At 44.2% G+C, this 26,927-nt stretch carries 22 protein-coding genes; 7 read left to right on the top strand and 15 right to left on the bottom strand.

The window, feature by feature from the left end; translation table 11 throughout:
- The first annotated feature begins 26 nt into the window (after positions 1-26).
- Together purE and FE810_RS08875 are read left to right on the top strand one after the other, a co-directional pair.
- Positions 27-512 carry a 5-(carboxyamino)imidazole ribonucleotide mutase gene (gene purE / locus FE810_RS08880; RefSeq protein WP_138319691.1) on the top strand — a complete coding sequence of 162 codons (486 nt, stop codon included), beginning with the start codon at positions 27-29 and terminating at the stop codon, positions 510-512.
- 6 nt (positions 513-518) lie between these two features.
- Positions 519-1,661, top strand: a complete 1,143-nt coding sequence (locus FE810_RS08875) for a 5-(carboxyamino)imidazole ribonucleotide synthase (protein ID WP_138319690.1) — start codon at positions 519-521, stop codon at positions 1,659-1,661.
- 53 nt (positions 1,662-1,714) lie between these two features.
- On the opposite strand, the gene FE810_RS08870 is transcribed toward FE810_RS08875, so the two are convergent.
- The 6 genes from FE810_RS08870 to FE810_RS08845 all read right to left on the bottom strand — a co-directional run bounded on the left by FE810_RS08870 (position 1,715) and on the right by FE810_RS08845 (position 7,656).
- The gene (locus tag FE810_RS08870) at positions 1,715-2,212 is read right to left on the bottom strand and encodes a hypothetical protein (RefSeq protein ID WP_138319689.1); all 498 of its coding nucleotides are present in this window, start codon (positions 2,210-2,212) and stop codon (positions 1,715-1,717) included.
- Between the two features lie 417 nt (positions 2,213-2,629).
- A complete protein-coding gene (locus FE810_RS08865; RefSeq protein ID WP_138319688.1) occupies positions 2,630-4,051 on the bottom strand; it encodes a DUF1214 domain-containing protein in 1,422 nt (473 codons plus the stop codon).
- Positions 4,052-4,156: 105 nt separating this feature from the next.
- On the bottom strand, positions 4,157-4,708 hold the full coding sequence (locus tag FE810_RS08860) for a DNA topoisomerase family protein (RefSeq protein ID WP_138319687.1): 552 nt from the start codon (positions 4,706-4,708) through the stop codon (positions 4,157-4,159).
- A 176-nt stretch (positions 4,709-4,884) separates the two neighbouring features.
- A complete protein-coding gene (locus FE810_RS08855; RefSeq protein WP_138319686.1) occupies positions 4,885-5,358 on the bottom strand; it encodes a DUF494 family protein in 474 nt (157 codons plus the stop codon).
- Between the two features lie 9 nt (positions 5,359-5,367).
- Entirely contained in the window at positions 5,368-6,462 is a 1,095-nt protein-coding gene (gene dprA / locus FE810_RS08850) for a DNA-processing protein DprA (RefSeq protein ID WP_138319685.1), read from the bottom strand.
- A 78-nt stretch (positions 6,463-6,540) separates the two neighbouring features.
- Positions 6,541-7,656, bottom strand: coding sequence for a LysM peptidoglycan-binding domain-containing protein (locus tag FE810_RS08845; protein ID WP_138319684.1), 1,116 nt, complete (start codon positions 7,654-7,656; stop codon positions 6,541-6,543).
- Between the two features lie 579 nt (positions 7,657-8,235).
- Here FE810_RS08845 and def point away from each other — a divergent pair.
- Genes def through trkA form a run of 4 tightly spaced genes read left to right on the top strand, consistent with a single transcriptional unit; the run spans position 8,236 to position 12,492 of the window.
- A complete protein-coding gene (gene def / locus FE810_RS08840) occupies positions 8,236-8,751 on the top strand; it encodes a peptide deformylase (RefSeq protein WP_138319683.1) in 516 nt (171 codons plus the stop codon).
- A 32-nt stretch (positions 8,752-8,783) separates the two neighbouring features.
- On the top strand, positions 8,784-9,755 hold the full coding sequence (gene fmt / locus FE810_RS08835) for a methionyl-tRNA formyltransferase (RefSeq protein ID WP_138319682.1): 972 nt from the start codon (positions 8,784-8,786) through the stop codon (positions 9,753-9,755).
- Positions 9,756-11,093 (top strand): 16S rRNA (cytosine(967)-C(5))-methyltransferase RsmB, encoded by a 1,338-nt coding sequence (rsmB, locus tag FE810_RS08830; protein ID WP_212744488.1) that lies wholly within the window; start codon positions 9,756-9,758, stop codon positions 11,091-11,093.
- 22 nt (positions 11,094-11,115) lie between these two features.
- On the top strand, positions 11,116-12,492 hold the full coding sequence (trkA, locus tag FE810_RS08825; protein ID WP_138319681.1) for a Trk system potassium transporter TrkA: 1,377 nt from the start codon (positions 11,116-11,118) through the stop codon (positions 12,490-12,492).
- Positions 12,493-12,508: 16 nt separating this feature from the next.
- Here trkA and FE810_RS08820 read toward each other — a convergent pair whose 3' ends face one another.
- The 4 genes from FE810_RS08820 to FE810_RS08805 form a co-directional block, all read right to left on the bottom strand.
- Positions 12,509-13,960: a TrkH family potassium uptake protein gene (locus FE810_RS08820; RefSeq protein WP_138319680.1), complete on the bottom strand. Its 1,452-nt coding sequence runs from the start codon at positions 13,958-13,960 to the stop codon at positions 12,509-12,511.
- A 102-nt stretch (positions 13,961-14,062) separates the two neighbouring features.
- Positions 14,063-14,686, bottom strand: coding sequence for a YigZ family protein (locus FE810_RS08815; protein ID WP_138319679.1), 624 nt, complete (start codon positions 14,684-14,686; stop codon positions 14,063-14,065).
- A 106-nt stretch (positions 14,687-14,792) separates the two neighbouring features.
- Positions 14,793-16,109, bottom strand: coding sequence for a Xaa-Pro dipeptidase (gene pepQ / locus FE810_RS08810; RefSeq protein WP_138319678.1), 1,317 nt, complete (start codon positions 16,107-16,109; stop codon positions 14,793-14,795).
- Between the two features lie 166 nt (positions 16,110-16,275).
- Entirely contained in the window at positions 16,276-18,216 is a 1,941-nt protein-coding gene (locus tag FE810_RS08805) for a transglycosylase SLT domain-containing protein (RefSeq protein ID WP_171022314.1), read from the bottom strand.
- A gap of 201 nt (positions 18,217-18,417) precedes the next feature.
- Here FE810_RS08805 and tusA point away from each other — a divergent pair, with 201 nt between their 5' ends.
- Positions 18,418-18,675 carry a sulfurtransferase TusA gene (gene tusA, locus FE810_RS08800; protein WP_138319676.1) on the top strand — a complete coding sequence of 86 codons (258 nt, stop codon included), beginning with the start codon at positions 18,418-18,420 and terminating at the stop codon, positions 18,673-18,675.
- A gap of 141 nt (positions 18,676-18,816) precedes the next feature.
- On the opposite strand, the gene glyS is transcribed toward tusA, so the two are convergent.
- The 5 genes from glyS to dnaN form a co-directional block, all read right to left on the bottom strand.
- The gene (gene glyS, locus FE810_RS08795) at positions 18,817-20,883 is read right to left on the bottom strand and encodes a glycine--tRNA ligase subunit beta (RefSeq protein WP_138319675.1); all 2,067 of its coding nucleotides are present in this window, start codon (positions 20,881-20,883) and stop codon (positions 18,817-18,819) included.
- A gap of 1 nt (position 20,884) precedes the next feature.
- On the bottom strand, positions 20,885-21,811 hold the full coding sequence (gene glyQ / locus FE810_RS08790; protein ID WP_138319674.1) for a glycine--tRNA ligase subunit alpha: 927 nt from the start codon (positions 21,809-21,811) through the stop codon (positions 20,885-20,887).
- 405 nt (positions 21,812-22,216) lie between these two features.
- Positions 22,217-24,652, bottom strand: a complete 2,436-nt coding sequence (gyrB, locus tag FE810_RS08785) for a DNA topoisomerase (ATP-hydrolyzing) subunit B (protein ID WP_138319673.1) — start codon at positions 24,650-24,652, stop codon at positions 22,217-22,219.
- A gap of 80 nt (positions 24,653-24,732) precedes the next feature.
- Complete coding sequence (gene recF, locus FE810_RS08780) at positions 24,733-25,812, bottom strand: DNA replication/repair protein RecF (protein ID WP_138319672.1); 1,080 nt, start codon at positions 25,810-25,812, stop codon at positions 24,733-24,735.
- Complete coding sequence (dnaN, locus tag FE810_RS08775) at positions 25,812-26,915, bottom strand: DNA polymerase III subunit beta (RefSeq protein ID WP_138319671.1); 1,104 nt, start codon at positions 26,913-26,915, stop codon at positions 25,812-25,814. The genes recF and dnaN overlap by 1 nt, the downstream gene beginning before the upstream one ends.
- Positions 26,916-26,927: the final 12 nt, after the last annotated feature.

The raw sequence follows: 26,927 nt of genomic DNA, 5'->3' as shown, positions 1-26,927 counted from the left end.
ACTCGATTAATGAATAGGCGCGTAACATGAAAGTGGGCATTATCATGGGGTCAAAATCTGATTGGCCGACAATGAAACATGCAGCAGAAATGCTGGATTCTTTAAATGTAAGTTATGAAACCAAAGTGGTTTCTGCACACCGCACTCCCCACTTGCTTGCTGAATATTCAGAAGCGGCAAAAGATCGCGGCATAAAAGTCATTATTGCCGGTGCCGGTGGTGCTGCGCATTTACCCGGGATGACAGCTGCATTTACGCCGCTCCCTGTCCTTGGTGTTCCGGTGCAATCAAAAGCCCTTTCCGGTCAGGATTCATTGCTGTCTATCGTGCAAATGCCAAAAGGCATTGCCGTTGGAACGTTAGCTATCGGTACAGCTGGTGCAGCGAATGCCGGTTTATTAGCGGCGCAAATTCTTGCCACTCATGATGAAACTGTGATGAAAGCGATCGAAGAGTTTCGTCGTAATCAAACCCAGACCATACTCGATAATCCAGATCCACAGGAGCCTTAATCGCTGATGAATGTGTTAGTGTTAGGGGCTGGCCAGCTGGCCCGAATGATGGCTCTGGCGAGCAAACCGTTAAATATCGCGATTCGCGCATATGATGTTGGCAGCAAAACTGTTGTTGATCCATTGGCGCCGCAATTAACTTTTGGCGATTTGGCTCAAGGTATTGAATTTGCCGATGTGATCACCGCAGAGTTTGAGCACATTGACCACCAGACATTATCAGTGTGTGAAGCATCAGGAAAACTCCGCCCTACCAGTCAAGCCATTAAAACCGGAGGCGATCGTCGTCTGGAAAAAGCATTGTTGGATAAAGCCGATGTAGCCAATGCCCCGTATCGTGTGATTGAAAGCAAAGACGATTTGTTAGAAGCGATTGAAACGCTTAAGGTTCCGTTGGTACTCAAAAGTGCCTTAGAAGGCTATGATGGCAAAGGCCAATGGCGTATCAAAGCAGACAGCGATGTTGATCGGATTTGGGACGATATTGCTGCATTTCTAGAGCAAGCTAAAGGCCGTGTTCCTCAGGGAATCATCGCGGAAAAAATGATCCCGTTTGATCGCGAAGTTTCCATGGTTGGTGTCCGTGATATTCACGGTAATACTTTCGCATATCCTTTAACGGAGAATCATCACAGCAATGGCGTTCTTAGTGTTTCACTAGCTACTGGCGAACATCAAGGTCTGCAGCAACAAGCTGCCGATGCGTTTGCGAAAGTTGCCAATGCATTAGACTATGTTGGCGTTTTAGCGATTGAGTTCTTCCAGGTTGGTGACAAATTATTGGTTAATGAGATTGCGCCACGGGTTCATAACTCAGGTCACTGGACTCAACAAGGAGCGGACACCTGTCAATTTGCGAATCATATTCGCGCCGTTAGCGGATTACCTGTGGGCAGCACTGAACTAGTACGGCCAACAGCAATGATTAACATTCTCGGCGCCGATACGGTTCCCGATGAAATCCTGTCTGTTACAGCCACACAGCTGCACTGGTATGGTAAAAGTAAACGCCCAGGTCGTAAAATGGGCCATATCAATGTAAGTGGTGCAGACAAAGCCGAGTTGTTAGCACGATTGGCAAAAATTACAGAGATACTGCCGGAGCAAGACTTTCCAGGTGTTAAAACCTATATTAGCGGACTTAGCTAAAACAGAAAAAGCGCCTTCCTGCGCTTTTTTATTGTCTATTCATTTACCCATATCTACGACTGCAAGTTGGGCTGTTCAATAACGCAAGGATTCCAACCCGCGCGCTCATCGACAATGTCATTTCCCTGACGCAAGGTGTATTTTTCAGTTAAAGGCGGTGCTTCCAAATAGGGACGCCAACCTCTCAATGTTGAATCCAGGGTATACCACCCGGTTATCGAAATACGTAGGTCCTCGCCTGAGGTCGTTACTCCCCGTACCACACCCTGTACCTGTACAATCGAGGAATGAAACGCTTTATAACCACTATTATCCGGTACCCGATATTTGACCACGACATTATTTTTACAGACCTGCTTACCAATTAATGGATCGGTACCAGTAATAAACATGGCCGCCCCACCATTTTGCCCTGGTGGTAGACGGTATTGAGTTTCCTCACTCTCATTATTGACCATATCATTGGGATTATTGACATAAACCTCGAGGGTTTTGGCGGTTTCAGCAAGTTCCGAGGTTTCAACCTTCACCGGTGGTGCTGTTATAGCCAATGGGCTGTCTTGGGGCTCATCATTACTGACGCAGCCCGAGATCAACAATGGAAGCAGGAGAGCGCACACTGCGCTTTGTAACTTAGTAATGTTCAATCTTGGTTTCCCTACCTCATCCAATGCGATTGTTCATATAGAATAAGCTCAACCAAACAAAGGACGACGGTTAATGCGAACAAATTGCGCCGATAAGTAGTGATTTATCGGCAACGTACAGATGCGATACATCCTTGGCCTTATCATGAAATTTTTCGGTCATAGCCCCTTACCTGTTGACCACTTAGGCAGACAAAACAAGTAAGTATCTTATCGAAAAACAACATTTATTCAATAAGTTATAATCCTCCCTCAACTTAATCGGTGATAATCAAGAGCCAAAGAGCATGACGTTATATGGACTGAAAAACGCCCTATTTACTAACGTCTTAGCTCAATATTATTCAATTCAAAACTACCGTCCAACAGTGCTGGTTCAGGGCCATAGAATCGACCCAGCAAAAAGAAGCGCCGGTCAGGGTCGGTACGCAGCCAGTTAGTCTCTTTATCTTTTTCTACTTCAGGGCCGAAGTAGATGGTGACTGAACCATCTGAATTTTTTGTCACATCCTGCATGGTCGAATCTATACTGCTTTTTTCAATATCGCGAAGATACGAGGCTGTTTCCAAATCGTAAGTAGTCACTGCCCAAAAATCACGAACAGGAACGTTTGCGGGAACGGTTAATTGATAGTTTTTACCACCATCCAGCCACTGGCCATCAGCAGTCTCTGCCAAGTCCAGGTAATATGTGGCGCTACCATAATTTTTCACACTGGTGATGATTGCGTAATACAAAGCACCTCTGGCGTGATAATCGTAATATGACGGATATTCGTAACTCCATTCAGTTTCCCTTGAGCCATTTGGTACTAATGCCGACCACTTTTTCCCTTCAAAGACAAATGGATTAAGCACGCGGTGGTATTGCTCAATCATATATTCTAGAGCTTCAGGCGCTGCTTTTGCCTGAATGCTTTGCAGTTCTTCATCGGGAGAAAAGTTGCTATCACGACGTATTCCGATTCGCGCTAACAAGCCCATCATAGCTTTGTCTCGCTCTAAGACCACTTCCTGATTGATCATTTCATGGATATGGCGATAAATGTCCTGATCCAGTTTCGGTGTCATTTCTAATGACTTACCATAAAGATCGACATATTTGGATTTAGGTGGATTATCGATATCTTTTAACGGATAGATATTTATGTCTTGAGTTAAATCAACTGCCTTTTTCAGGTTCTCATCGGTTGCACCACCAGCCATGATTGGTCGTAAAACCGCAAAGCCAAAATTGGTTTCCTGGGTATAAACCAAAGCATTCGTCAGTAAGGGGCCATCGTAACCGGGAGGAACCATCAGATATTTAGCGCCTCGCCCAGCGTCTCGGCCCTTAGCACCCACATCATCCAAGGGGCGCTGCCAGGCGTCCATAATGGTACCGAAAATACCGATACCTTCAGTTGCCGGAGGCATTTCAATAACAATGGGACCATCTTCGAGATTCCAATAGGTCATGATGTATGGCGTCGTGTTATTAGGGGTCGCGGTCTGAAAGCGCCAGTCCTGAAGCTTAGAGAAATAGCCGACATCGTTGGCAGATACCCCGGCGTCAGCAAGCGCATCCCGATAGAACTTAAAATTCATTAAAGGCATGGCCCAAACAACCGCGTCCACAGAGCGGTGATAGGTCATACGCTGGTCAAGATTGGCATTATCAAGAGAAAATTCTTCTGCTAACGCCATTAAGCCAAATGGGACAAAAAGTACCGTTGTGAGCAAATATGAAAGGAATCGCTTCATCTGTTAACCCTTATGATGGAATTATCCGCCAAAAACACTCTTTCAAGTGTAGTTAAGCGTCAGATAAACAGCTGAAAATTGGCGATTATTTAAAACAAATGTTGGTTACTGAAACTTTCCGCACTTTTTATTGGCACACTGGAGCTTCTCGCCCGCAGCCATGTTTCGCTTAATCAGTAATGGATAGTCACATGCAGAACAGACGCCGGCTACCGGAGAATGGTTAACCGCAAACTTGCATGTCGGGTATGTATCGCAGGCATAAAAAGTTTTACCAAAGCGACTGTTCTTTTCCTGTAAATGCCCTTTTTTGCAATTCGGGCATTGTACGTCGAGGATTTGTTCCTGTTCGTGTTCAATATGATCACAAGCGGGAAAATTTGAGCAACCGATAAACATGCCATAACGCCCCTGCTTCACCGCCAGGGTTTGGCCACATTTAGGGCACTCACTGCCAGCGATAACTTGCTCTTCAAATTGCGAAGCTTCTTTTACCGGGCGGGTGTAATCACACTGAGGATATTGGCTACAGCCCCAAAAGCTTCCGGCTTTTGAATGCTTGATTTGCAATGGCGCGTCACATACCGGACAAGTTTCATTGGCCTTTTGTAGCGCATGCTCATGCAAAGAGAACAATGATTTATCGGTTTTTGACATGCTAACGCACCCCAAAGATGAAATGAGGGCTCTATTATGACACAGAAAGTTTGCACGCCAAACTTTACGTCCGGCGTTTATACCATGAGCAGCTTATCTTTATGGTCTTTTTCGAATGAGCTTGTTTTTGGTTAAATTTTTCTATTGCTGGTTGCACCCAGAAAAATTCAATAGCGCTAGTGCAACGGACCTTCGCATTCATCAAAAATGAGATCTTCCATTTGCGAATAAGCTGACTCTTTTCCTGGCACATTAAACAGCACCATCAACACCACCCATTTCAAATCATCAATATTGAAATCTTTGGTATCCAGCTCAAGTACGCGGTCGATCACCATTTCCCGGGTAGCAAAATCCAGGACATTAACATTTTCAAGGAATATCAAAAAGCCGCGACATTCGGTATCCAGAAAACGGGTTTCCTGTGGCGTATAGATGCGAACGGATTGTTGTGGACGTTTAGTTAAAAAGTTATATGCATCGGTATTTTGTAGATTGGCGAGTTTCTCTAACCATGAAAGCGCTTTATAGATTTCATCCTGATGGAATCCAGCACGCGTCAATTCATCGGTCAGGACATCATGATCGACCATTACCTCGGCTTCACTATGAATATAGTTCTCAAAAAGGTACATAAGAATATCGAACATAACTATCCCCTATTTTTGTTTTAGGAAGCCACCTGGTACCGCAACAACCAGCCCTCTTAGCTCCAGAATGGTAAGCCGGGTTAACACTTCTTCTACAGGAAGTTTACAACGGGAAGCAACTACATCTGCGGGCGTTGCTTCATAGTCCACACTAGCTAACAATGGATCCAGAAACAAGCCTTGTGATTCGATTTTTTTGATTTTTTTAGGTTTTTTCGGGGCTTGTAAATTTGCTGTTAACCGCACTAATTCAGAACTAACATCCTGCACACATTCAACCAAATGTGCGCCTTGCTTAATCAGTTGATGGCACCCCTTTGCATTGGCATTGTAAATTGAACCTGGAATCGCGAAGACTTCGCGGTTTTGTTCCATCGCCAGGCGGGCAGAAATCAGGCTACCACTTTTCAATGCGGCTTCCACCACTAAAGTCCCTAAACTCATTCCGGTAATAATACGGTTTCGCCTTGGAAAGTGACCTGCCCGAGGTGGCGTCCCCGGCACATATTCCGAAACAATCGCACCGCCGCTCGTCAATATCCGCTCAGCTAAGTCGTGATTATGGCGTGGATAAACCTGATCCAGCCCTGTGGCAACCACCGCAATGGTTTTCCCAGATTGATTTAATGCACCGCGATGTGCGGCACTATCAATACCAAGCGCGAGCCCGGAAGTGATGGTTAGTCCACGTTCCGATAATCCGTACGAGAATTCCTCGGCGATATCTACTGCACTGAACGTTGCCATCCTGGGGCCGACAATGGCTAACTGATCCTGCTGCAGGCAAGCAGGATCCCCTTTGACAAACAATAATAGCGGCGGGTCACTGATTTCTCTTAATAATGATGGGTAGCCCGGGTGGTGCAAATCAATACAATGAATGTTCAATGCCCTGCACTGCGCAAGCAAAGACTGACTGTCTTCTATCAATTTTTGATTAAAACCTGCAGCCTGGTGGGCAGATAGACCCAGAGCAATGAGGTCATTCTTTTGCAATTGAAACAATTGCAAAGGCGAATACTGATTAAGCAATTTCAGTTTGTTTGTATGGCGAATGCCAGTAAGTTTTAGTAGTGCTAGCCAATGCAGTATGCTTTCGGCCATAACCCTTCTCAACTTTCGTTTATTGTTTAGGGAAGCGCCAAAAATAAAAAAGGGCCCAGAGGCCCTTTTATTAACTGCTTAAGGGGCAGTCACCTTATCGGAAAGCCGTATTGGTTTGGTGGTTGCCAATACGACAGCAAAGCTGGTTTTTTCCTGAACTTTGAAAACCATCAGCTGGCCAATATTTTCTACTGGCATCTTATAATGATCTTCTGATTCATCGTCTTTCGTCAGACGATACCAACGAGATGCATCTTCTGCGTAAATGGGCCCTTCTTCGGTATCAATCACAGCAGGACTCTGCCGATGAATTGCGTAGATTTCGCCGGGTAAAATATTGGCATTCTCGCCTTTATTTAACAGTACAATTTCTAACTTTCCAAATTCTCGGGCGTTATTCGCATTATTGATAAACAATGCCTGGACATCTTTACCTTCCGCTAAACGCATTTGATAAAACGCTGGCAATAACTGTTCATCATTCACTTCAAGAATAACATCGCCGGCACGAATTTCACGGCGAGATCCATCCAACATTAACGATGCAGGGATTCGATTGGCTGTATTCCCGTCGCGTAAACCTTTTGCGGTTCCGGCTAAAATCGCATAGTGACCTAAATGTTCATGTGTCACCGGATCCAGTATCGCTTCACCTTTCTTATAAATCGCGTAGCTTTTACCCGCTTGCAAATCGCCTTTGGCATACAAGATAGCGCCTTCCACATGGGATTTGTACTTCTCATCTGCGCCCAAAACAACCGCAGCATCCGCCAGCATATCCTTGGTCAGGATATTAGAATAGTTAAGCAATGGAGCAAGCTCTTCAAGAGGCAGGATAGTGATAGGATTTCCATCCTTCATTTTTTTGCGAATTTGTGGCGACCATTTGTATTCAGGCTTACCGCTGGATTCAGAATCATCTTTCACCAGAATCGGCTGTCCATCTTCATCAAAAGCCAATCGCAGGATATCGCCCGGGTAAATTAAGTGGGGGTTATTAATTTCCGGGTTCCAACGCCATAATTTAGGCCATAACCAAGGCTCTTCCAGATACATTGCTGAAATATCCCAAAGAGTATCCCCTTTTACAACCACATACGTTTTCGGGGCATCATCTCGTATACTGAGTTGATCTGCGAAAACCATAGCGGAGGTCAGAATGCAGAAAGTGGTTATTAGTATTTTTTTTAGCATTTAGTTGGTTCCATTTTAAGCAAACGCAGCAAGCAGACTTACAAAGTTCCCCTACAAGTTACTGGCTACATTACTATGCCAAGAAAATACCAACTCATTTAGATATATGAGGTTCGAGAAATCCATTAGAGGTATCCCTCAAACAAGCGGTCAAAACGCCCAATATGGCTCGCCAAACAGGCAATACATCACCCACAACCGGTTTAACCAGCGTAGCTGAAGCATTTTAATCTCTTACTGAACGCTCACATACTTACGCGAACTGGTATATATGCCTATCTCCATAGGGAAATAAAGGCTTAATAAACATATCACTGTATCAAGCAAATGACTAGAGCCTGTTGCCTGTTAAGCGCTTCAAAGCTGTCAATTTCCTCTCGTGAACTACTCGCAATAAGTCCGCGACGATACAAATCCCCCAGTTGTCTGGAAATTTAGTATTGAACCCTATCGTAGCTCGTGAAAACACCGGTTAGGGTGAATCTTCAGCAAACCTTTAGAAATATCTTTTTAATGAGAAAAAGGCTAGAATTAGCCCAATTAAACCAACCGAAAACATAACGATCCGTATTTAGCATCATGACAATTTTAAATGTATTAAGATTTCCGGACGAACGATTAAGAACCGTTGCCGAGCCGGTAGCCGAAGTAACTGATGAAACTCGTAAAATTATCGAAGACATGTTTGAAACCATGTACGATGAGAATGGTGTGGGTCTGGCGGCCACCCAGGTAAATATCCATCAACGTATTGTGGTAATGGATGTCAGTGAAGATCGTGCCGACCCCATCGTCTTAATTAACCCCGAAATTGTTGATCGCAATGAAGAAATCATGATTAATGAAGAAGGTTGTCTGTCGGTACCTGGGTGCTACGCAAAAGTAGAGCGCCATACCGAAGTTACGGTCAATGCGTTAGATAAAAATGGCGAAAAGTTTTCTCTCGATGCAACCGAATTGATGGCAATTTGCATTCAGCATGAACTGGATCACCTACAAGGTGTGCTGTTTGTTGATTATTTGTCGCCACTTAAACGTCAGCGCATCAAAACTAAATTAGAAAAAGAAGCCCGCGCGCAAATGCGTGCAAGCTAAACTCATTCTCAATATAACTGCTGGATAGAACCTTGCCTTCTCCATTAAAGATTATTTTTGCCGGTACACCGGATTTTGCCGCCCGTCACTTGCAAGGGCTAATTGACTCCACACATGAAATCGTTGCTGTATATTGCCCAGAGGATAAACCCGCAGGTCGCGGTAAAAAACTAACGCCTTGCGCGGTCAAGCAATTGGCTTTAGCTCATGACATAGCGGTTGAACAACCGAAAAACTTCAAAGATCCTAGCGACCAAAACACATTAGCGAGTTATCACGCGGATGTTATGGTGGTGGTGGCTTACGGATTATTATTACCTAAAGTTATTCTCGACACTCCACGCTTAGGCTGTGTTAATGTCCATGGTTCACTATTACCACGCTGGCGTGGTGCCGCTCCTATTCAGCGCGCCGTTGAAGCCGGAGATGCGCAAACCGGTGTTACCATCATGCAAATGGATGAAGGTTTAGATACCGGAGCGATGATATCCAAGGCCTGTTGCGATATTTCGGTCGATGAAACCAGCAGTAGCTTATATGAAAAATTAGCCCTACTCGGTCCCGATGCTTTGGTCCAGACTCTTAATTTAATGTCCGACGGTCAGGCGCAAGCCGAGCCGCAGGACGATCAATTAGCAAATTATGCCCATAAACTAAACAAAGACGAAGCGATTCTCGACTGGCAAATTTCCGCCGAAATTCTAGAACGTAAAATACGCGCCTATCAACCCTGGCCTTTTGCACAAATACACCTCATTGATGAAAAGCAACAATTACAGAGAATCAAAGTCTGGCAAGCCGATGTGGTTACAGGCGATAGCAGCAAGGCTCCGGGTACCATTTTAAGTGCCGATAAAGCAGGCATTATCGTCCAGTGTGGCAACAACGCGTTACGTTTGACGCGATTGCAGGCACCAGGTAAAAAACCGATGGCGGTTGCCGATATTTTAAATGGTCGCAGCGAATGGTTTATGGCTGGCACCCCTATTTGTGGACACGATTAAATGAGCAACTCTCCCGTCAAAAAAACTGGGCAGCAAAAGCCTTTGAATTTGCGCGCGTTGTCCGCAAAAGTATTGTTTCAGGTTGTCGATAAGGGCCGCTCTCTCGCAGATGAGCTTCCGGCAGCCCAAAGCAGGTTGGAAAACCCAAAAGATAAAGGGTTATTACAGGAAATTTGCTACGGAGTACTGCGTTTTTTACCTCAACTTGAGCATCAGGCACGGCAATTTATTACCAAACCGCTTACCGGTAAGCAACGAGTATTTCATTTTTTGATACTGGTCGGTATTTATCAATTACGCCACACTCGTATTCCTGACCACGCCACCATCAGCGAAACCGTTGCGGGTTGTGATCGTTTGAAAGGTCGCCACATGAAAGGCCTGGTTAATGCGGTATTAAGAAATGTTCAGCGTAGCGAAGATGAAAGCGATGAAGCTCTTTTTGCCAATGCCAGCGACCCAGTTAAGTACAGCCACCCTGGCTGGTTACTAACAAAATTGCAGAATGCCTACCCTCAAGACTGGCAACAAATTGTCGCCGCCAATATGGAACGCCCTCCAATGTGGTTGCGTGTTAACCAACAAAAGATAACTGTAGATAAATATATTGGCTTACTGCACGATGCAGAAATTGAAATTGCTTATCAAGATGCACATTCACAAGCGATTCGTTTGACGGGCCCAAGAGATGTCACGACCCTGCCTGGGTTTGAACATGGCATGGTCTCGGTTCAAGACGGTGCTGCTCAGCACGCAGCAGTGTTTGTTGAAGCGCAAGCCGGGATGCGCATCCTGGATGCCTGTGCAGCCCCAGGCGGCAAAACCTGCCACATTCTCGAGCTGACACCGGATGCCAATAAAGTTATTGCTTTGGATGTGGAACAACATCGTTTAACACGGGTAGAAGAAAACCTGACCCGATTACAACTGGACGCTGATATCGTATGTGCCGATGCGAGTGACACTAATGCCTGGTGGGATGGCCAACCGTTTGACCGTATATTATTGGATGCGCCATGCTCAGGTACCGGAGTCATTCGTAAACACCCGGATATTAAATGGTTACGCCGTGCATCTGACATCGAGCAATTGGTGGTATTACAACAGCGTATTTTGGCGGCAGTTTGGTCGACCTTAAAGCCTGGCGGTACGATGATTTATGCGACCTGCTCCATTCTGCCACAGGAAAATCGTCAGCAAGTCGAACGGTTTGTGGCAACCAATAATGATGCCCAGTGGTTGCCTCTTGGTGTAACTGATTCTCTGGATTGGCAAATATTGCCCGGACAGGACTCGAAGGATGGCTTTTATTATGCCAAACTAGGCAAGAAAGCTTAAATAAAAAGAATAAGTTAAGACGATGAAGATTATCATACTCGGTGCGGGTCAGGTTGGCGGTACACTCGCTGAAAATCTCGTGGGTGAACAAAACGATATCACCTTGGTAGATTTGAACACTGATAAATTACGCGAGTTACAAGATAAAATGGATCTCCAGGTTGTTACCGGTCACGGTAGTCATCCCGATGTCCTTGCCAAAGCTGGTGCCGAAGACGCGGATATGCTGATTGCCGTTACCAGTGACGATGCGACCAACATGTTAGCCTGTCAAATTGCCTTTACCGTCTTTAATACGCCAACCAAAATTGCCAGGATCCGTTCCGAGCAAATCCTTAAATATAAGAAAAAACTATTCCATAATCAGGACATCCCGGTTGATCATATCATCGCCCCGGAACAACTGGTTACCAAAGACATCGCCCGCCTCATTAACTACCCTGGTGCCTTGCAAGTACGGGAGTTTGCTGGTGGCAAAATTTCATTGGTGGGCATTAAAGCTTACTATGGTGGCCTATTAGTCGGTCATGCCCTTTCCACAATTCGCGATCACATTCCGAATATTGATACCCGGGTAGCGGCAATCTATCGCAACGGAAGACCCGTTCGCCCATTGGGAACAACGGTGATCGAAGCCGATGATGAAGTATTTTTCCTGGCGGCAACCAAACATATTCGAGCGGTAATGAGTGAATTACAAAAACTCGAATCTGCTTACAAACGTATCATGATTGCCGGGGGTGGCCACATTGGGGCGGGATTGGCTCGGATGCTGGAAAGTAATCACCAAGTAAAAATTATCGAGCGCAACCCCAAACGGGCGGAATTGATTGCCAATGAACTGGATCAAACCTTAGTCTTTGTCGGCGACTCTTCTGATACTGAATTATTACTGGAAGAACACATCGATCAAATGGATGTGTTTATCGCCGTTACCAATGATGATGAAGCCAATATAATGTCTGCGCTGCTGGCGAAAAAGCTTGGCGCCAGAAAAACCATCGTATTGGTACAACGGGGCGCTTATCATGATCTGATTCACGGTAGTGAGCTGGACATCGCCGTTTCACCACAACAAGCTACAATTTCGGCGCTGTTAACCCATGTGCGCAAAGGCGATATCGTCAATGTTTATAGTTTACGTCGTGGAGCCGCTGAAGCTATCGAGGCGGTCGCCCATGGCGATGAGCAATCCTCCAAAGTGGTTGGCCGGGAAATACAGGATATAAAATTACCACCGGGTACAACCATTGGCGCTATTGTTCGTGGGGATGAAGTATTGATTGCTCATTCAACGACGGTTATCCAATCAGACGATCACGTCATCCTGTTTTTGGTCGACAAAAAATACATTCATCAGGTGGAAAAACTGTTTGCGGTAAGCGCTATCTTCTTTTAACGCCGCCCATATTAGGCTAGTCGCGCCAGAAAGATGGCAGGAACAGGACGAGTAAAGTAAATATTTCCAATCGGCCAAATAACATGGCGAGAATCAGTACCCATTTTGAAAAGTCATTAATGCTGGCAAAATTCGCCGCCACTTCACCTAGCCCTGGACCTAAGTTATTCAGACAGGCTGCGACTGCGGTGAATGCGGTAAATTCATCGATACCCGAAGCAATTAACAGCAACATACATATGGTAAATATCGCCGCATAAGCACTAAAGAACCCCCAAATTGCATCAACCACCCTATCGGGCAAGGCTTTGCGCCCCAATTTAATATTAATTATCGCTTTCGGGTGTATTAATCGACTTAACTCACGAATCCCCTGTAAATACAAAAGAATCACCCGGACAACTTTCATTCCTCCGCCAGTACTGCCGGCACAGCCGCCGATAAAACTGGCGAAAATTAGCATTAGTGGCAATAAGGTTGGCCATTCAGAGAAATTCGTTGTCGCAAATCCCGCGGTGGTACTGATCGAAACTGCCTGAAATAACGCATCGTCAAAAGCACTTTCATAACTATCGCTAAAGCCAGATGCGATAAGCACCACAAAACATATAAGCGTTAAAATAACCTGTATCGAAATGAAGGTTTTGAATTCGGGATCGAATATATAGGTGCGTATACTTTTGCTCTGAAATGCGGCAAAGTGCAACGCAAAGTTAATGCCCGCAACAATTAAAAAGAAAACGCACACCAGGTTAATCATCGGATTATTAAAATAGCCGATGCTAGCGTCATGGGTGGAGAACCCGCCGATCGCGATGGTTGAAAAAGAATGGGCAATTGCATCAAATGGCCCCATACCCGCCAACCAATATGCCAATGCGCACAGAACCGTCAGACTCAAGTAGATATACCATAAATGCTTTGCCGTATCGGCTATCCTGGGGGTCATTTTAGAATCTTTTACCGGCCCTGGCGTTTCAGCACGATATAACTGCATACCACCAACACCAAGCATAGGCAGTACCGCGACCGCCAAAACAATGATCCCCATCCCGCCTAACCATTGCAATTGCTGGCGATAAAACAATACCGCGTGGGGAAGCCCGTCAATGTGGGTGATTATGGTTGCACCTGTGGTGGTTAGGCCTGAGAAAGCCTCGAAAAATGAATCGGTAATGCTTAATGACGGGTTATCCAACAGCATTAACGGCACTGCGGAGAAGCTCGCTAATACGGTCCAGAATAGCACTACGATTAAAAACCCTTCCCGGGCTCTAAGTTCTCCCTTTTGATTTCTGTTTGGATACCAAAAAGAGAAGCCCGTGATCAAACACAAAATAAATGCCATTAAAAAAGCAACACCACCACCATCTCGGTAGATCAGAGAAACCAATGCCGGTGGCAGCATGGTAACGCTTAGAATGGTTACCAGCAGGCCGAGAATTCGAATTATGTTTAAATACTGCATGGCTTAATTGTTTTTCTTATGGGGCAATCACTTAGCAAGCTTGTAAAGTGATTGTATGCCTAACCTTGGGAAATGGAAAGAAGGAGAAGGAGAATTGTTTTGTTATTCGTCTGCAAATTGAATTTGACCGCTGGTTAGCTGGATCACTTCGTCTTTAAATCGTTGCAACTTATCCATAGGCAGGGAAACGGTGAGTTTAATTTGTTCAAGAAACTCTTGAGTGACAATATGTCCGGATTGCCGTTTCAAGCAATGCTCAATATCATTAAATTGTTGATAACCACAAAACAGCCCGATTTCAGTACTTGGTACAATCAAATCCGTCTGTAGATGCAGTAATGCTTCGCGCACACTGCCACCATACGCTCGTTGCAATCCCCCAGTGCCGAGTTTAGTCCCACCAAAATAGCGGGTAACGACTGCGCAAATCTCGCCGATTTCAGCCCCCTGAAGCACAGCCAGCATTGGACGACCTGCGGTACCACTTGGCTCACCATCATCACTAAAACCATAACTTTGGCTGTTATCCGGACGATCATAAACAAATGCCACACAGTGATGCGACGCATCTGGGTATTTATCTCGAATAGAAGAGATAAAGGATTTACACGCGTCACTTGATTGGCAACGAGCAAGGGTACAGATGAAATGGCTCTTGTTCACTTCGATGCTGTGTTCAATGGTATCTTTGGGAACCCGGTATGGTTGTTGAATGCGTTGAGTCAATTTATTGGTGCCTTAGGAGATGAAAAGCATAATAACAGCAGGCATGAATACTAAGGGGATTTGGTGGAAGCAAGCCTCCACCAAATCGATCATTAAACGTCAACCGTTATGCAAGGCCAAGATCTCGCGTCATATTTTCAATACCATGGTCATCGACGATAATATTATCTTCAATCCGAATTCCACCAAACTTCTTCAATTCGTCAATTAACCCCCAGTTAATGGCAGAATTAAACTCGGTCGACGCCAACTGAGTTAAAAACTCATCAATAAAATAAAGCCCCGGCTCAATAGTAAACACTTGCTTACTCTCTATCTTACGAGTTGTGCGCAAAAATGGATGTTCTTTAGGAGCAGCAACGGTGTTGCCAAGTTCATCACTCATGAACCCTCCCATATCATGAACCTGTAAACCAAGGTGATGACCTAAACCGTGGGGATAAAAGTAACGCGTAACACCTTGTTCAAAGACCTGTTCAGCAGGCAAACGGACAAAATCAAATTCGACAAGCAAGTTGGCTAATAAACGGTGATTTTCAATATGCAAATCGACATAGCTTTTACCTGGTCTCAGACCTTCGACTAACTGCTTTTGCATCACATCCATCGCCGCGATCAATTCTGCAAATTTATTTTGAGAAAATGCGTAGGTTCGGGTGATATCTGCGGCATAGCCATGAAAGCTTGCCCCGGCATCAATTAAAAATGAATGATGTTGCTGTGGTTTTTGCTTTTCTAACACCGTGTAGTGCAAGATGGCTGCGTTTTCATTTAATGCAATTATATTGCCATAGGGCACATCATTTTCGCCATGACCCGTTGCTTTGAGGTATGCCAATTGAATGTCAAATTCAGACCCTTGCTGATAAAAGCAATCTCTTGCGGCGGTATGCCCTGCAACTGCAAGTTTATTCGCACCACGCAAACACAACAATTCATATTCGGTTTTATAAGCACGATGGTAATGTAAGTAATCCAAAACCGTTTGAGTATTGATTTGTTTAAACCCACACTCTTTTGCCAAGTCTTCATGGGCGCCAATATAGATTGACGAAGTCAGGTCACTGGGCAGCATCGATTTTACTTCATCGGGTTTGCTAATCACCTTAATATCGAAGCTAGCATTCCAAAAATCATCCGCAAGCGGAGTCACTTTGTGCCAAAAATCGGTCGGTTGATAGAATACCAATACCGGCTTCGCATCTGCAGTGACGATTAGCCAACAGTTGGGTGTATCGGTGATCGGTAGCCAATGTTTAAAGTGCGGATTGCACTTGAATGGATAATTCATGTCATCTAAAAATATACGACCAGGGTAGCCAGAATGTATCACTAATGAAGCGGCATCCTGACGCTGTAAAATCGTTGCACTTCGCTGTTGCAGCTCTTCGATGTGCTTAGGGTATAAACTGGCAAATGACATAGGGTAGTTATCCTTTTAATTCTCAATGCATCACGGTTAAATGCGTGGCAGATGTTAGCATAGCTTGCGAATACAGTTAAACCCGTTTGCTAACCCTTCCATCAGACTGCATAGCCCTATAGCAGTTCATCCTGCTGACAATCCGCAACGTTTCTTTAGACTCGGCTTATTCGATAGTTTGCAGTATTAATTGTAGAAAAGGGTTGGTGGTTTTTTCCTGACGATGGCGATAAATTTCCGTATACGCCAAGACACTTTTCACGTAGTTACGAGTTTCTCGATACGGTATTGATTCAACCCAGACATCTGCCGGTAATGATTCATTATCTTCAATCCAGCGCACGACTTTTTCTGGGCCGGCATTGTATGCAGCCGTAGCAAGTAATAAGTTCTGATCGAATCTTTCCATAAGGTAATTGAGATAGTTAAATCCGATATCGACATTAGTATCAACATCCATCAATTGCCATTGATTAAAACCGGTATCCGGGCGCCGTAAAAAATTAGCCGTCATTGGCCTAACCTGCATTAGCCCAAATGCTCCTGCATGGGATGCGGCATCGCTCATAAATAGGCTTTCTTTGCGAGCGATGGCATAGGCCCAGGATTCATCCACTTCGTATTGTTGCGCTGCTTGTTCAAAGACACTCGCAAAGGGCATGGGAAAACGAATTTCGATATCATTCAAGCTCCCAAGCTGTGACAGCGAATAGATGCTTCTATCGTACCACCCCTGCTCATAGGCAATACGAGCGGCAATCAATTTGTCCTGTTCATTCAGGTCCCGCATCCAATAATACCATTCACGCCTGGCAAGAATATATTGGTCGAGGCGAAACAGTTCCAGCGCTCTTTGACCTGGCTCATCGTTCATTAATGCACTTTTGTCACTTTCATCAACAACCAAAGGCTGGTGATTGATCTGACTGGAATTGCCTAAGCGAACCGCCGCTAAAAACCCATAATAGCTTCGCTTCTTGGCCAGTTCCCGAAAAATAATACGCGCCTCCCCTTTACGATCTAGTTCGTGCAGGCTGCGGGCGCGCCAGTATTGCCACTGATTCTTGGTTTGAATATCGGCTCTGAGTAACTCTATTTCGTCGATGATGCCTTGATAGTTTTTACTGCGTAGCAAATATGCAATGCGCCATTGCAGGGCGCCATCGTGTATGTATTGGCGGTCTAGATTTGCATACCAAAGTCCGGCCTGCTGATGCTCGGAACGCGCCAAAGCTGTCACCAGTGGATCCAATATATTTTTACGCTGAGCTTCAGTTAACCGATTCTGTTCATCGGCTCGGTTAAATATTTCTAAGGTTTTCAGTTCATCATTCCAAACCAAACGCGTCAGAGCGTAGCTAATCACATCGCCTTCCTGAGTGTTTCGTTGGCTCAAATCTCCCATATCCTCGATCATTAATGGGTCACGCTTCACTTGCTGGAATTTGTCTATTAAGTACTTTTGCTCGGCACTTAATTGTCTTTGCAAGTATGCAGAGAGCTTAGGTTGAGATGCACGCTCCGCCAATAATATGCGCTGCCAGATCAATTCATCGGTACGGTAGTCATTTTGCTTCCACACTTTAAATAGTGGGTCACAAGCTTTGGGTTGCGATCGACCCGTTAACCATAACTCTTCAACATTGGCTAACACCTGGTCTTTACTGACCCCCTGTTGTAACTGAAATCGATAGAATTGACAGGTTAATGCCACATCACTGGTTGAGCGAAAATATTCAATGAACTTTTCTCCCTCTCCCTGCTTTGCCAGGTAACTTAACCAGGAACGACGCAGCGTCCAGTCTAATGGGCTACTTTTATATTGGTCGAGAAATTTGGCAATGTGTTTTTCATTTCTTAGAGAAAGGTTTTTGCGCAATTGATTGCGGACAAAATAAGGTTGTAATGGATAACCATCAAGCTGCTGCAATGCTTTTCGGTAGGATTGGGAATCAAATTGGTAACTTTTCTTAATTAGCGACGCATATATCTTGCGCTGCTTTTGCATTTTAGTTTCAGCAGAAAAGGTCGCGGCACAGACTTCAGTGTTTGCCGTAAACAGAATGGCGAGTGATACCGCCAAGAACCGGGGAAAATAATTACTCATTGATTTCATACAACAGACACACAATATACTACTCAAACGTTGGGTCAACGAAACATCACAAGGTTAGTTCAAATCTAATTAACAAGGTAGATAAATTTGTAACTTTAACCGGCTAAACTCAATAAAAAACCGTTTCATTGGTGCATTTATATTGATAACGATTAAAATACGCCAAACAACATGCTTCTCAATGATTAAATTATGACAGATTCCGACGCTATCAACGGCCATTTTGCCAATCATACACTCGATGCTATAGGCCTTCGCTGCCCAGAGCCGGTGATGATGGTGCGCTTAAATATCCGTAAAATACAAGCCGGTGAAACACTATTAGTTATTGCAGATGACCCGTCAACGACTCGCGACATTCCAAGTTTTTGTGAATTTATGGAACATGAACTCATTGTCAAAGAAGTGGATAGTGCGCCCTATCGCTACTTGATCAGAAAAGCCAGTTAACCGGTCTTTCTTTCATAGACCATAGTAAACCCTATAGGTTCCAATGATTGAAGCGTTTGTGGCTAAATGACTACCAGTAAATAAGCCCCAATAAAAAAGCACCCGCAGGTGCTTTTTTTGTTTATTTTCGAACGGTTTCAATTACTGCAGCAACGAAATGTCCGCAACATTAAAAAAGCTCGCGCGGATCTGGCTTAGCAGCGTCAAACGATTCACTTTGATTGATTCATCTTCGGCCATCACCATAACATTATCGAAAAACGCATCGACTGGCTCCCTCAGGCCCGATAAAAGGGTCAATGCCTGCTGGTAGTCCTTATTCGCAAATAATGGCGTTAACTGGCCATTCAGTGCGTCAAATTCTTTGGCTAAAGCATGCTCCTGCTCTGCCTCTGCAAGTTCCACTTTAAATGTTGAATACAGATCACCATCGAACTTGGCCAGAATATTGCCAACTCGCTTATTGGCTGCAGCAAGTGCAGCGGCCTCAGGCAACTCTTTAAAGTGACTTACCGCTTTAATGCGCTGCTCAAAATCCAGTGGTGCCGTCGGTTTTTTGGCAAGCACCGCTTGGATTACATCAACACTGATACCCTGCTCTTGGTAGTACGCACGGAATCGACCCATCACGAATTCAATCACATCTTCTGCAGTATTGTCATTCGACAGTTTGTCACCATAAGCAGCAATACTATCGGCAATTAACTCTTTTATATCCAGAGGTAATTGCTTTTCAATGATAATGCGAATTAAACCAATTGCAGCACGGCGCAAGGCAAACGGGTCTTTATCGCCTTTGGGTGGTTGGTTGATACCAAAAATACCCACTAATGAATCGACTTTGTCGGCAATCGCGACACAACAGCCGGTCACGCCTTCAGGCAAAGTATCGCCAGAAAACTTAGGGCGATATTGGTCTTCTAATGCCTGGGCAACGGCTTCGGCTTCACCATCATGGCGAGCATAGTATTTCCCCATCGTTCCCTGAACTTCAGGAAATTCAAGCACCATTTCAGTCATTAGATCGGTTTTACTTAATAGCCCGGCACGATACGCTTCATCACCATTGCTTTGCACTTTATCCGCAACTAAACGGCTTAACTGAGCAATTCGTTCCGATTTGTCTTTCAAAGTACCCAGTTGTTTCTGGAATAACACCGAAGCCAAACTCTCTAAACGCGATTCTAACGATTGCTTTTTATCGGTCTTAAAGAAAAATTCAGCGTCGGCCAAACGAGGACGAATCACTTTTTCGTTACCTTTCACAATCTCAGAAGGTTGCTTAGATTCAATATTGGTAACAAAGATAAACTTGTTTATCAGCTGACCGTCTTTATTTTCGACCGGGAAGTACTTCTGGTGATCTTTCATCGAATAGATTAGTGGTTCCGCAGGTACCTGCAAGAACTCTTCATCAAAGGTTCCCACCAAAACTGTAGGCCACTCATTGATTGCCGTAACTTCATCCAGTAAGTCGTCATCCAGCAATGCATGAGCATCCATTTCTTGTGCCGCAGCAAGGATCTGTTTCGATATTTTGTTACGTCGCTGTTCAAAGTCAGCGATAACGTAGGCAGATTCAAGCGCCGAAATATAGTCATCGGCATTGGTTAGGGTAACCATGCCTTGATGGTGGAAGCGATGGCCCTGAAGTTGATTTGACGATTGAACACCTAACACTTCACCGGCAATAACGTCGCTACCATACATCATCGTAATGGTGTGTACCGGACGGATAAACTGAATACGACTACTGCCCCAACGCATCGGTTTAGGGATAGGTAACTTACTAACCGCTTGATTAACCATATCTGGGATCAGCGCTTCAATCGTTTTACCCGGTTGGCTGGCAATATGTAAAAGCCACTCACCTTTATCCGTTGTTAAGCGCTGTGCTTGTTCAACGGTAATACCATTTGAGCGAGCCCAACCTTGTGCAGCTTTGGTCGCGTTACCATCGGAATCAAACGCAACATTCACTGCCGGGCCACGTTTTTCTACGGTTTTGTCTGCTTGTTTGGCAATTAAGCCTTGCACCTGCACGGCGATACGACGAGGAGATGCAAACCAATTAGCGGATTCATAGCCTAAGTCAGCGCTTTCCAGTTGACTGGTGATTTGCTGATAGAAAGCCGTCGCTAACTTCTTTAATGATTTTGGTGGTAGTTCTTCGGTTCCCAATTCAATCAGGAGAGTATTAGTCGACATCTTATTTCTCCTTCACGGCATTGTCAGAAGTGTTTTTACATAATGGGAAACCCAAAGATTCTCGTGCTGCGTAGTAAGCTTCTGCACATGCTTTTGAAAGAGTGCGAACCCTCAGAATAAAACGTTGACGTTCGGTAACTGAAATAGCGTGACGAGCATCAAGCAGGTTAAATGCATGACTCGCTTTCATTACTTGTTCGTACGCTGGTAATGGCAAACCTAATTCAATGAGTTTGGCACTTTCTCGTTCACAGACATCAAACTGATTAAAAAGCGCATCAACATCTGCGTGTTCAAAGTTGTAAGCCGACTGCTCAACTTCGTTTTGGTGAAACACATCACGATAATAGATTTTGCCCATAGGGCCATCAGTCCAAACCAGATCGTAGATACTATCAACGTTTTGAATATACATCGCCAAACGTTCAAGACCATAGGTGATCTCACCGGTTACCGGTGCACATTCCAAACCACCGACTTGCTGAAAATAGGTAAACTGGGTAATTTCCATACCATTGAGCCATACTTCCCAACCCAATCCCCAGGCACCTAAAGTCGGTGATTCCCAGTTATCTTCAACAAAGCGAATATCGTGAACCAGCAAATCCAGGCCTAATTCCTGCAATGAATTCAGATACAGTTCCTGGATATTTTTCGGTGATGGTTTTAGCACTACCTGAAATTGATAGTAATGTTGTAAACGATTTGGGTTCTCGCCATAGCGGCCATCCGTTGGGCGACGACATGGCTGAACATAGGCACTACTCATTGGCTCCGGGCCAATAGAGCGTAAAAATGTCATAGGATGAAATGTCCCTGCCCCGACTTCCAAATCCAATGGTTGGACAATTACACAACCTTGTTTAGACCAATATTCCTGAAGCTTCAGAATTAGGCCCTGGAATGTTTTGATATCAAATGTGCTCATGTATCCAGAAAACCCCAACTATTCAAAATAGTTCGTTTAGTGTTAGAAAATGGCGCTAATTATAACGGCAAGCCTGTCAATAGCCTAGTGAAAATTCGGTGAAATACCTAGCGTAAATCAAAGTATTGCAAGAGCTACTGTGACATAAAATAGTTACCGGAGTAATGAAACGCGTTACCAGAAAGCATTCGCCGAATTGATTGGGTGGATATTCATGGAATGAACAAAGGCAGTAGTGATGGTTTTTTGTTAAAACGATGCCGTTATTCCCCTTAGGGGATCTGCATCGTCGTGGCCAAATAAAAGAATGTAAAGACTGGTCATCGACTTGTGTCTGTATATTTACCTAGAAAAGAAAAAGCCCGGAGAACCGGGCTTTTTGAACAAACTCATTGCAACAATGAACTAGACGTCCAGGTTTTCAACATTGAGTGCGTTGTCTTCAATGAAGTTTCGACGCGGCTCAACATGGTCGCCCATCAAGGTAGTGAACAACAGATCTGCACCGATAGCATCTTCAATCGTTACCTGAAGCATACGGCGAGTTTCAGGATCCATCGTTGTTTCCCATAATTGCTCAGGGTTCATCTCACCCAATCCTTTATAGCGCTGGATGTATTGACCACGTTCTGATTCTTTCATTAACCAGGCTCTGGCTTCAACAAATGAGCTTACGGATTTCACCTTCTCACCACGTTTCACGTAAGCTCCCTCTTCCATTAAGCCGTTAATGGCTTTATTTAAGTTCATAATGGTCTTAAATTCAGAAGAATGAATCACGTCATAGCTAAGGTTATAAACGCTGTCGATACCATGCATACGCACAGTAATTGCAGGATAGTAAATATTGCGCTCATTATCTTTCAGCACTTCAGCACTGTATAAAGAACCTTTGTCACCTTTCTCTTCGAGCAATTCGATTAAGCTTTCAGTCCAGGCTTCTACTTTTGCCTGTTCTACAAAGTCGGTTTGCTCAACCACTGGCGAATAAACCAATTGCTGCAGAATGCTTTCAGGGATCTGACGAGATACACGGCGAATAATCGACATGGTATCTCGGTATTGATTGAACAACTGCTCTAATGCAACACCAGAAAGCCCTGGCGCACTTTCATTGACATGGATAGATGAATTTTCCAATGCCAACGTTGTGAAGTACGCTTCTTTTTGCTCATCATCTTTCAGGTAACGCTCTTGCTTACCCTTTTTCACTTTATAAAGTGGTGGTTGTGCAATATAGATGTAGCCACGCTCAATCACTTCCGGCATTTGACGGTAAAAGAAGGTCAATAGCAAGGTACGAATGTGTGAACCATCGACATCCGCATCGGTCATGATTACGATTGAGTGATAACGCATTTTATCGGGATCATATTCGTCGCGACCAATACCACAGCCAAGAGCCGTGATCAGGGTGCCGACTTCTTGTGAAGAAATCATTTTGTCGAAACGCGCTTTTTCTACGTTTAATATTTTACCTTTTAAAGGCAAAATAGCTTGATTCTTACGATTACGACCCTGTTTGGCGGAACCACCAGCAGAGTCACCCTCCACAATATACAGTTCAGAAAGAGCTGGGTCTTTTTCCTGACAATCTGCCAGCTTACCGGGTAAGCCTGCAATATCTAACGCTCCTTTACGACGCGTCATTTCACGGGCTTTACGGGCCGCTTCACGGGCACGCGCCGCATCAATAATTTTCATTATGATGGTTTTAGCGGTACCAGGATGCTCAAGTAGGTATTCACCTAGTTTTTCACCCATCGCCTGCTCAACGGCGGTTTTCACTTCCGAGGAAACCAATTTATCTTTGGTTTGCGAAGAAAATTTAGGATCTGGTACTTTCACCGAGATAACAGCCGTTAAACCTTCACGGGCATCATCACCGCTGGCACTGGTTTCACCACCACCCTTGGCCTTTTTGTTTAGACCTTCTTTGGTCATATAACTATTCAAGGTACGGGTAAGTGCGGTTCTAAAACCACTTAAGTGAGTACCACCATCACGCTGAGGAATGTTATTCGTAAAACAGAAAATATTTTCCTGGAAACCATCATTCCACTGCATGGCTACTTCAACAACGATGCCATCTTCACGGGCAAGGTCAAAATAAAACACTTCATCATTTACCGGTGTTTTATTGGTATTTAAGTAATCAACAAACGCTTGAATTCCGCCTTCGTAATGGAAGTGATCCTCTTTACCGTCACGCTCATCGATTAAACGAATCGAAACGCCAGAGTTAAGGAACGATAATTCACGAATACGCTTTGCCAGAATATCGTAGTGAAATAATGTATTGGTAAAGGTCTCTTCACTTGGCCAGAAACGAACCTGAGTACCGGTATTTTCGGTTTCGCCAATAACTTTTAAAGGCGCATCTGGAACACCCATAGAATAGGTTTGTTCGTGAACCTGACCAGCTCGACGGATGGTAAGTTCAAGTTTTGAACTTAAGGCATTTACAACAGAAATACCAACACCGTGAAGACCACCAGATACTTTATAACCCGAGTCTTCACCACCGAACTTACCACCGGCATGAAGAACTGTCATAATGACTTCTGCAGCCGATACACCCTCTTCTGGGTGAATATCCGTTGGGATACCACGACCATCATCTTTAACGGATACGGAATTATCACCGTGAATCGTAACAACAATATCATTACAATGTCCGGCTAATGCCTCATCGATAGAGTTATCTAAAACCTCAAATACCATATGGTGTAAACCGGTACCATCGTCGGTATCACCGATATACATCCCTGGTCTTTTACGTACCGCATCAAGGCCTTTTAATACCTTAATACTGGACGAATCATAACTGTTTTCTGTCATTCTAATTGCCTATGTTATTGCCAGAACATTCACTCTGGAACTTCGTAGTGTTCGAACTTTAATTGCCGTTTAATACGGCATTAAACTTCGCTTATTATGCCATGTTTCACGTGAAACATTTTATATTTATTGTGTTTTGGAATTATTGGTTCCAGTGCACTTTTTTCAATCGCCGTGATAAACACCTGGCATTGTAACTCTTCGATAGCTTCGGCTAAACGTTGCCGAGAGCCTGTATCTAATTCAGCACCGATATCATCAATTAGGATAATTGGACGAACTTGCTGCTGATTAAAAATTAGTGTTGCCTGAGCAACGGTTAAAGCCATTAAAAACATTTTTTGCTGCCCTCGAGACAACACCTGTTCTAATGACATTTTTTGATAATGAAACTTCACATCAAATTTTTGCGCGCCATAACTGCTATATCCATATTGGCGTTCTTTATCTTCAACATCCGCTAATAACTCTACCAGCTGATGCTTTTCCCCCCAACCGCGACTGTAATGCAAGCCGATTCGCTCGGACAGTTCCGGTAGGAGAATATCTAGCCAACGCTGCAGCTCTGCGTTCAACTGCTGAACGTATTCTTTTCTCAGTGTCGCTAGCGTTTCCGATTGTTGAACAAACAGTTGCGTCCAATAATCGAATTGTTGTCCTCGTACACCGGTGCGAAGACAGGCATTACGTTGAACCAAGACTCTTCGAAACTCACGCCATAACTCTGCAAACTGATGTTCCACGTGAAACATCCCTAAATCGATAAAACGGCGACGCTCTTTCGGCCCGCCAAAAAATAATTTAAAGGTTTCCGGAGTAATAATCTGTACCGCAACATGTTTGGCTAATTCAGACAATCTATGTTCCGGTGTTCCGTTAACCTTGATGGTACATTTACCATCTCGGTAACGACTGACGCCCAATTGTGTGTCCCGGTCATCTTTTATGGAAACTGTAAAGTTCTCACTATCACGCTTTACTAAATTTTCCAGTTTCGTCGTACGAAACGACTTACCGTGACCAAGAAAGAAAATACTTTCTAATAAACTGCTTTTGCCACTGCCATTATCCCCAAGGATAAAATTCAGGGCGGGTTCAAACTCGTTGTTTTGAATATTTAAATTGCGAAAATTCTCGACATAAAGTTTCTTTATACTCATTACAAACGCATAGGCATAATCACGTAGAGTGCTTCACCGGACTCCTGCCCTTCAATAATGACACTGGAGTTTGCATCGGAAAGAGTGAATTTAATTCCTTCTTCTTTCACCGCATTTAACACATCCAATATATAACTTACGTTAAAACCAATCTCCAACGCTTCATAAGGGAAATCAATTTCAATGTATTCTTCAGCTTGTTCTTGTTCAGGGTTATTCGCGGTAATTTTTAACTCATTACTGCCAAAATTGAGACGAACGCCTTTGAATTTTTCATTAGAGAGGATGGACGCACGAGATAACACGAGTTTTAGCTCATCGCGGTTTGCCAATAAAACCTTGTCGCCATTTCTTGGTAGTACGCGTCGATAATCCGGGAAACGTCCGTCCACAAGTTTAGAAGTGAAAGAGAACTCGGTATCGACAATGCGGATATGATTGGAACCTAGGAATAAGGAAACTGGCTCATCGACAGGATCGAGTAAACGAATGATTTCCAAAATACCCTTTCTTGGAACAATCACCTGGCGGGTCGGAAGCTGCAAATTGTCATCGACAATTTTACATATCGCTAAGCGATGTCCATCTGTCGCAACGGAACGAATTTCATTACCTTCCGTTTCAATCGACATACCATTTAGATAATAACGGACATCCTGATTTGCCATGGAAAAATGAGTGCTTTCAATTAACCGTAGTAATTGCGATTTATTGACATTGAACTCAATATCACCCTGCCATTGTTCGATGTTCGGAAAATCACTGGCAGGTAACGTCGCTAATGAGTATTTACTGCGACCACAATGAATCAGGATATTTTCCCCCTGAAGTTCAAAGGTCAGCAAAGACTGGTCAGGAAGACTTTTACAAATATCGAGTAATTTTCTTGCTGGAATCGTTACTTTACCGTCGCCACCCTGGTTATCCACCTGAGTTTTAGCAACCATTTCAAGCTCTAAATCTGTGGCCACCAAAGTAAGTGATTGCCCACCAACCTCTAAGAGTATATTACTTAAAATGGGCAAGGTACTTTTTCGTTCAACGGCCCCGGAGACCAACAATAATGGTTTGAGCAATAAATCTCGATTTAATGAAAACTTCATTCTGATCTCCCT

Source organism: Thalassotalea litorea, assembly GCF_005843925.1.
Classification (GTDB): Bacteria; Pseudomonadota; Gammaproteobacteria; order Enterobacterales; family Alteromonadaceae; genus Thalassotalea_A; species Thalassotalea_A litorea_A.
The sequence above is the reverse complement of the archived record's forward strand: the minus strand, read 5'-3'. Positions and strand labels throughout refer to the sequence as shown.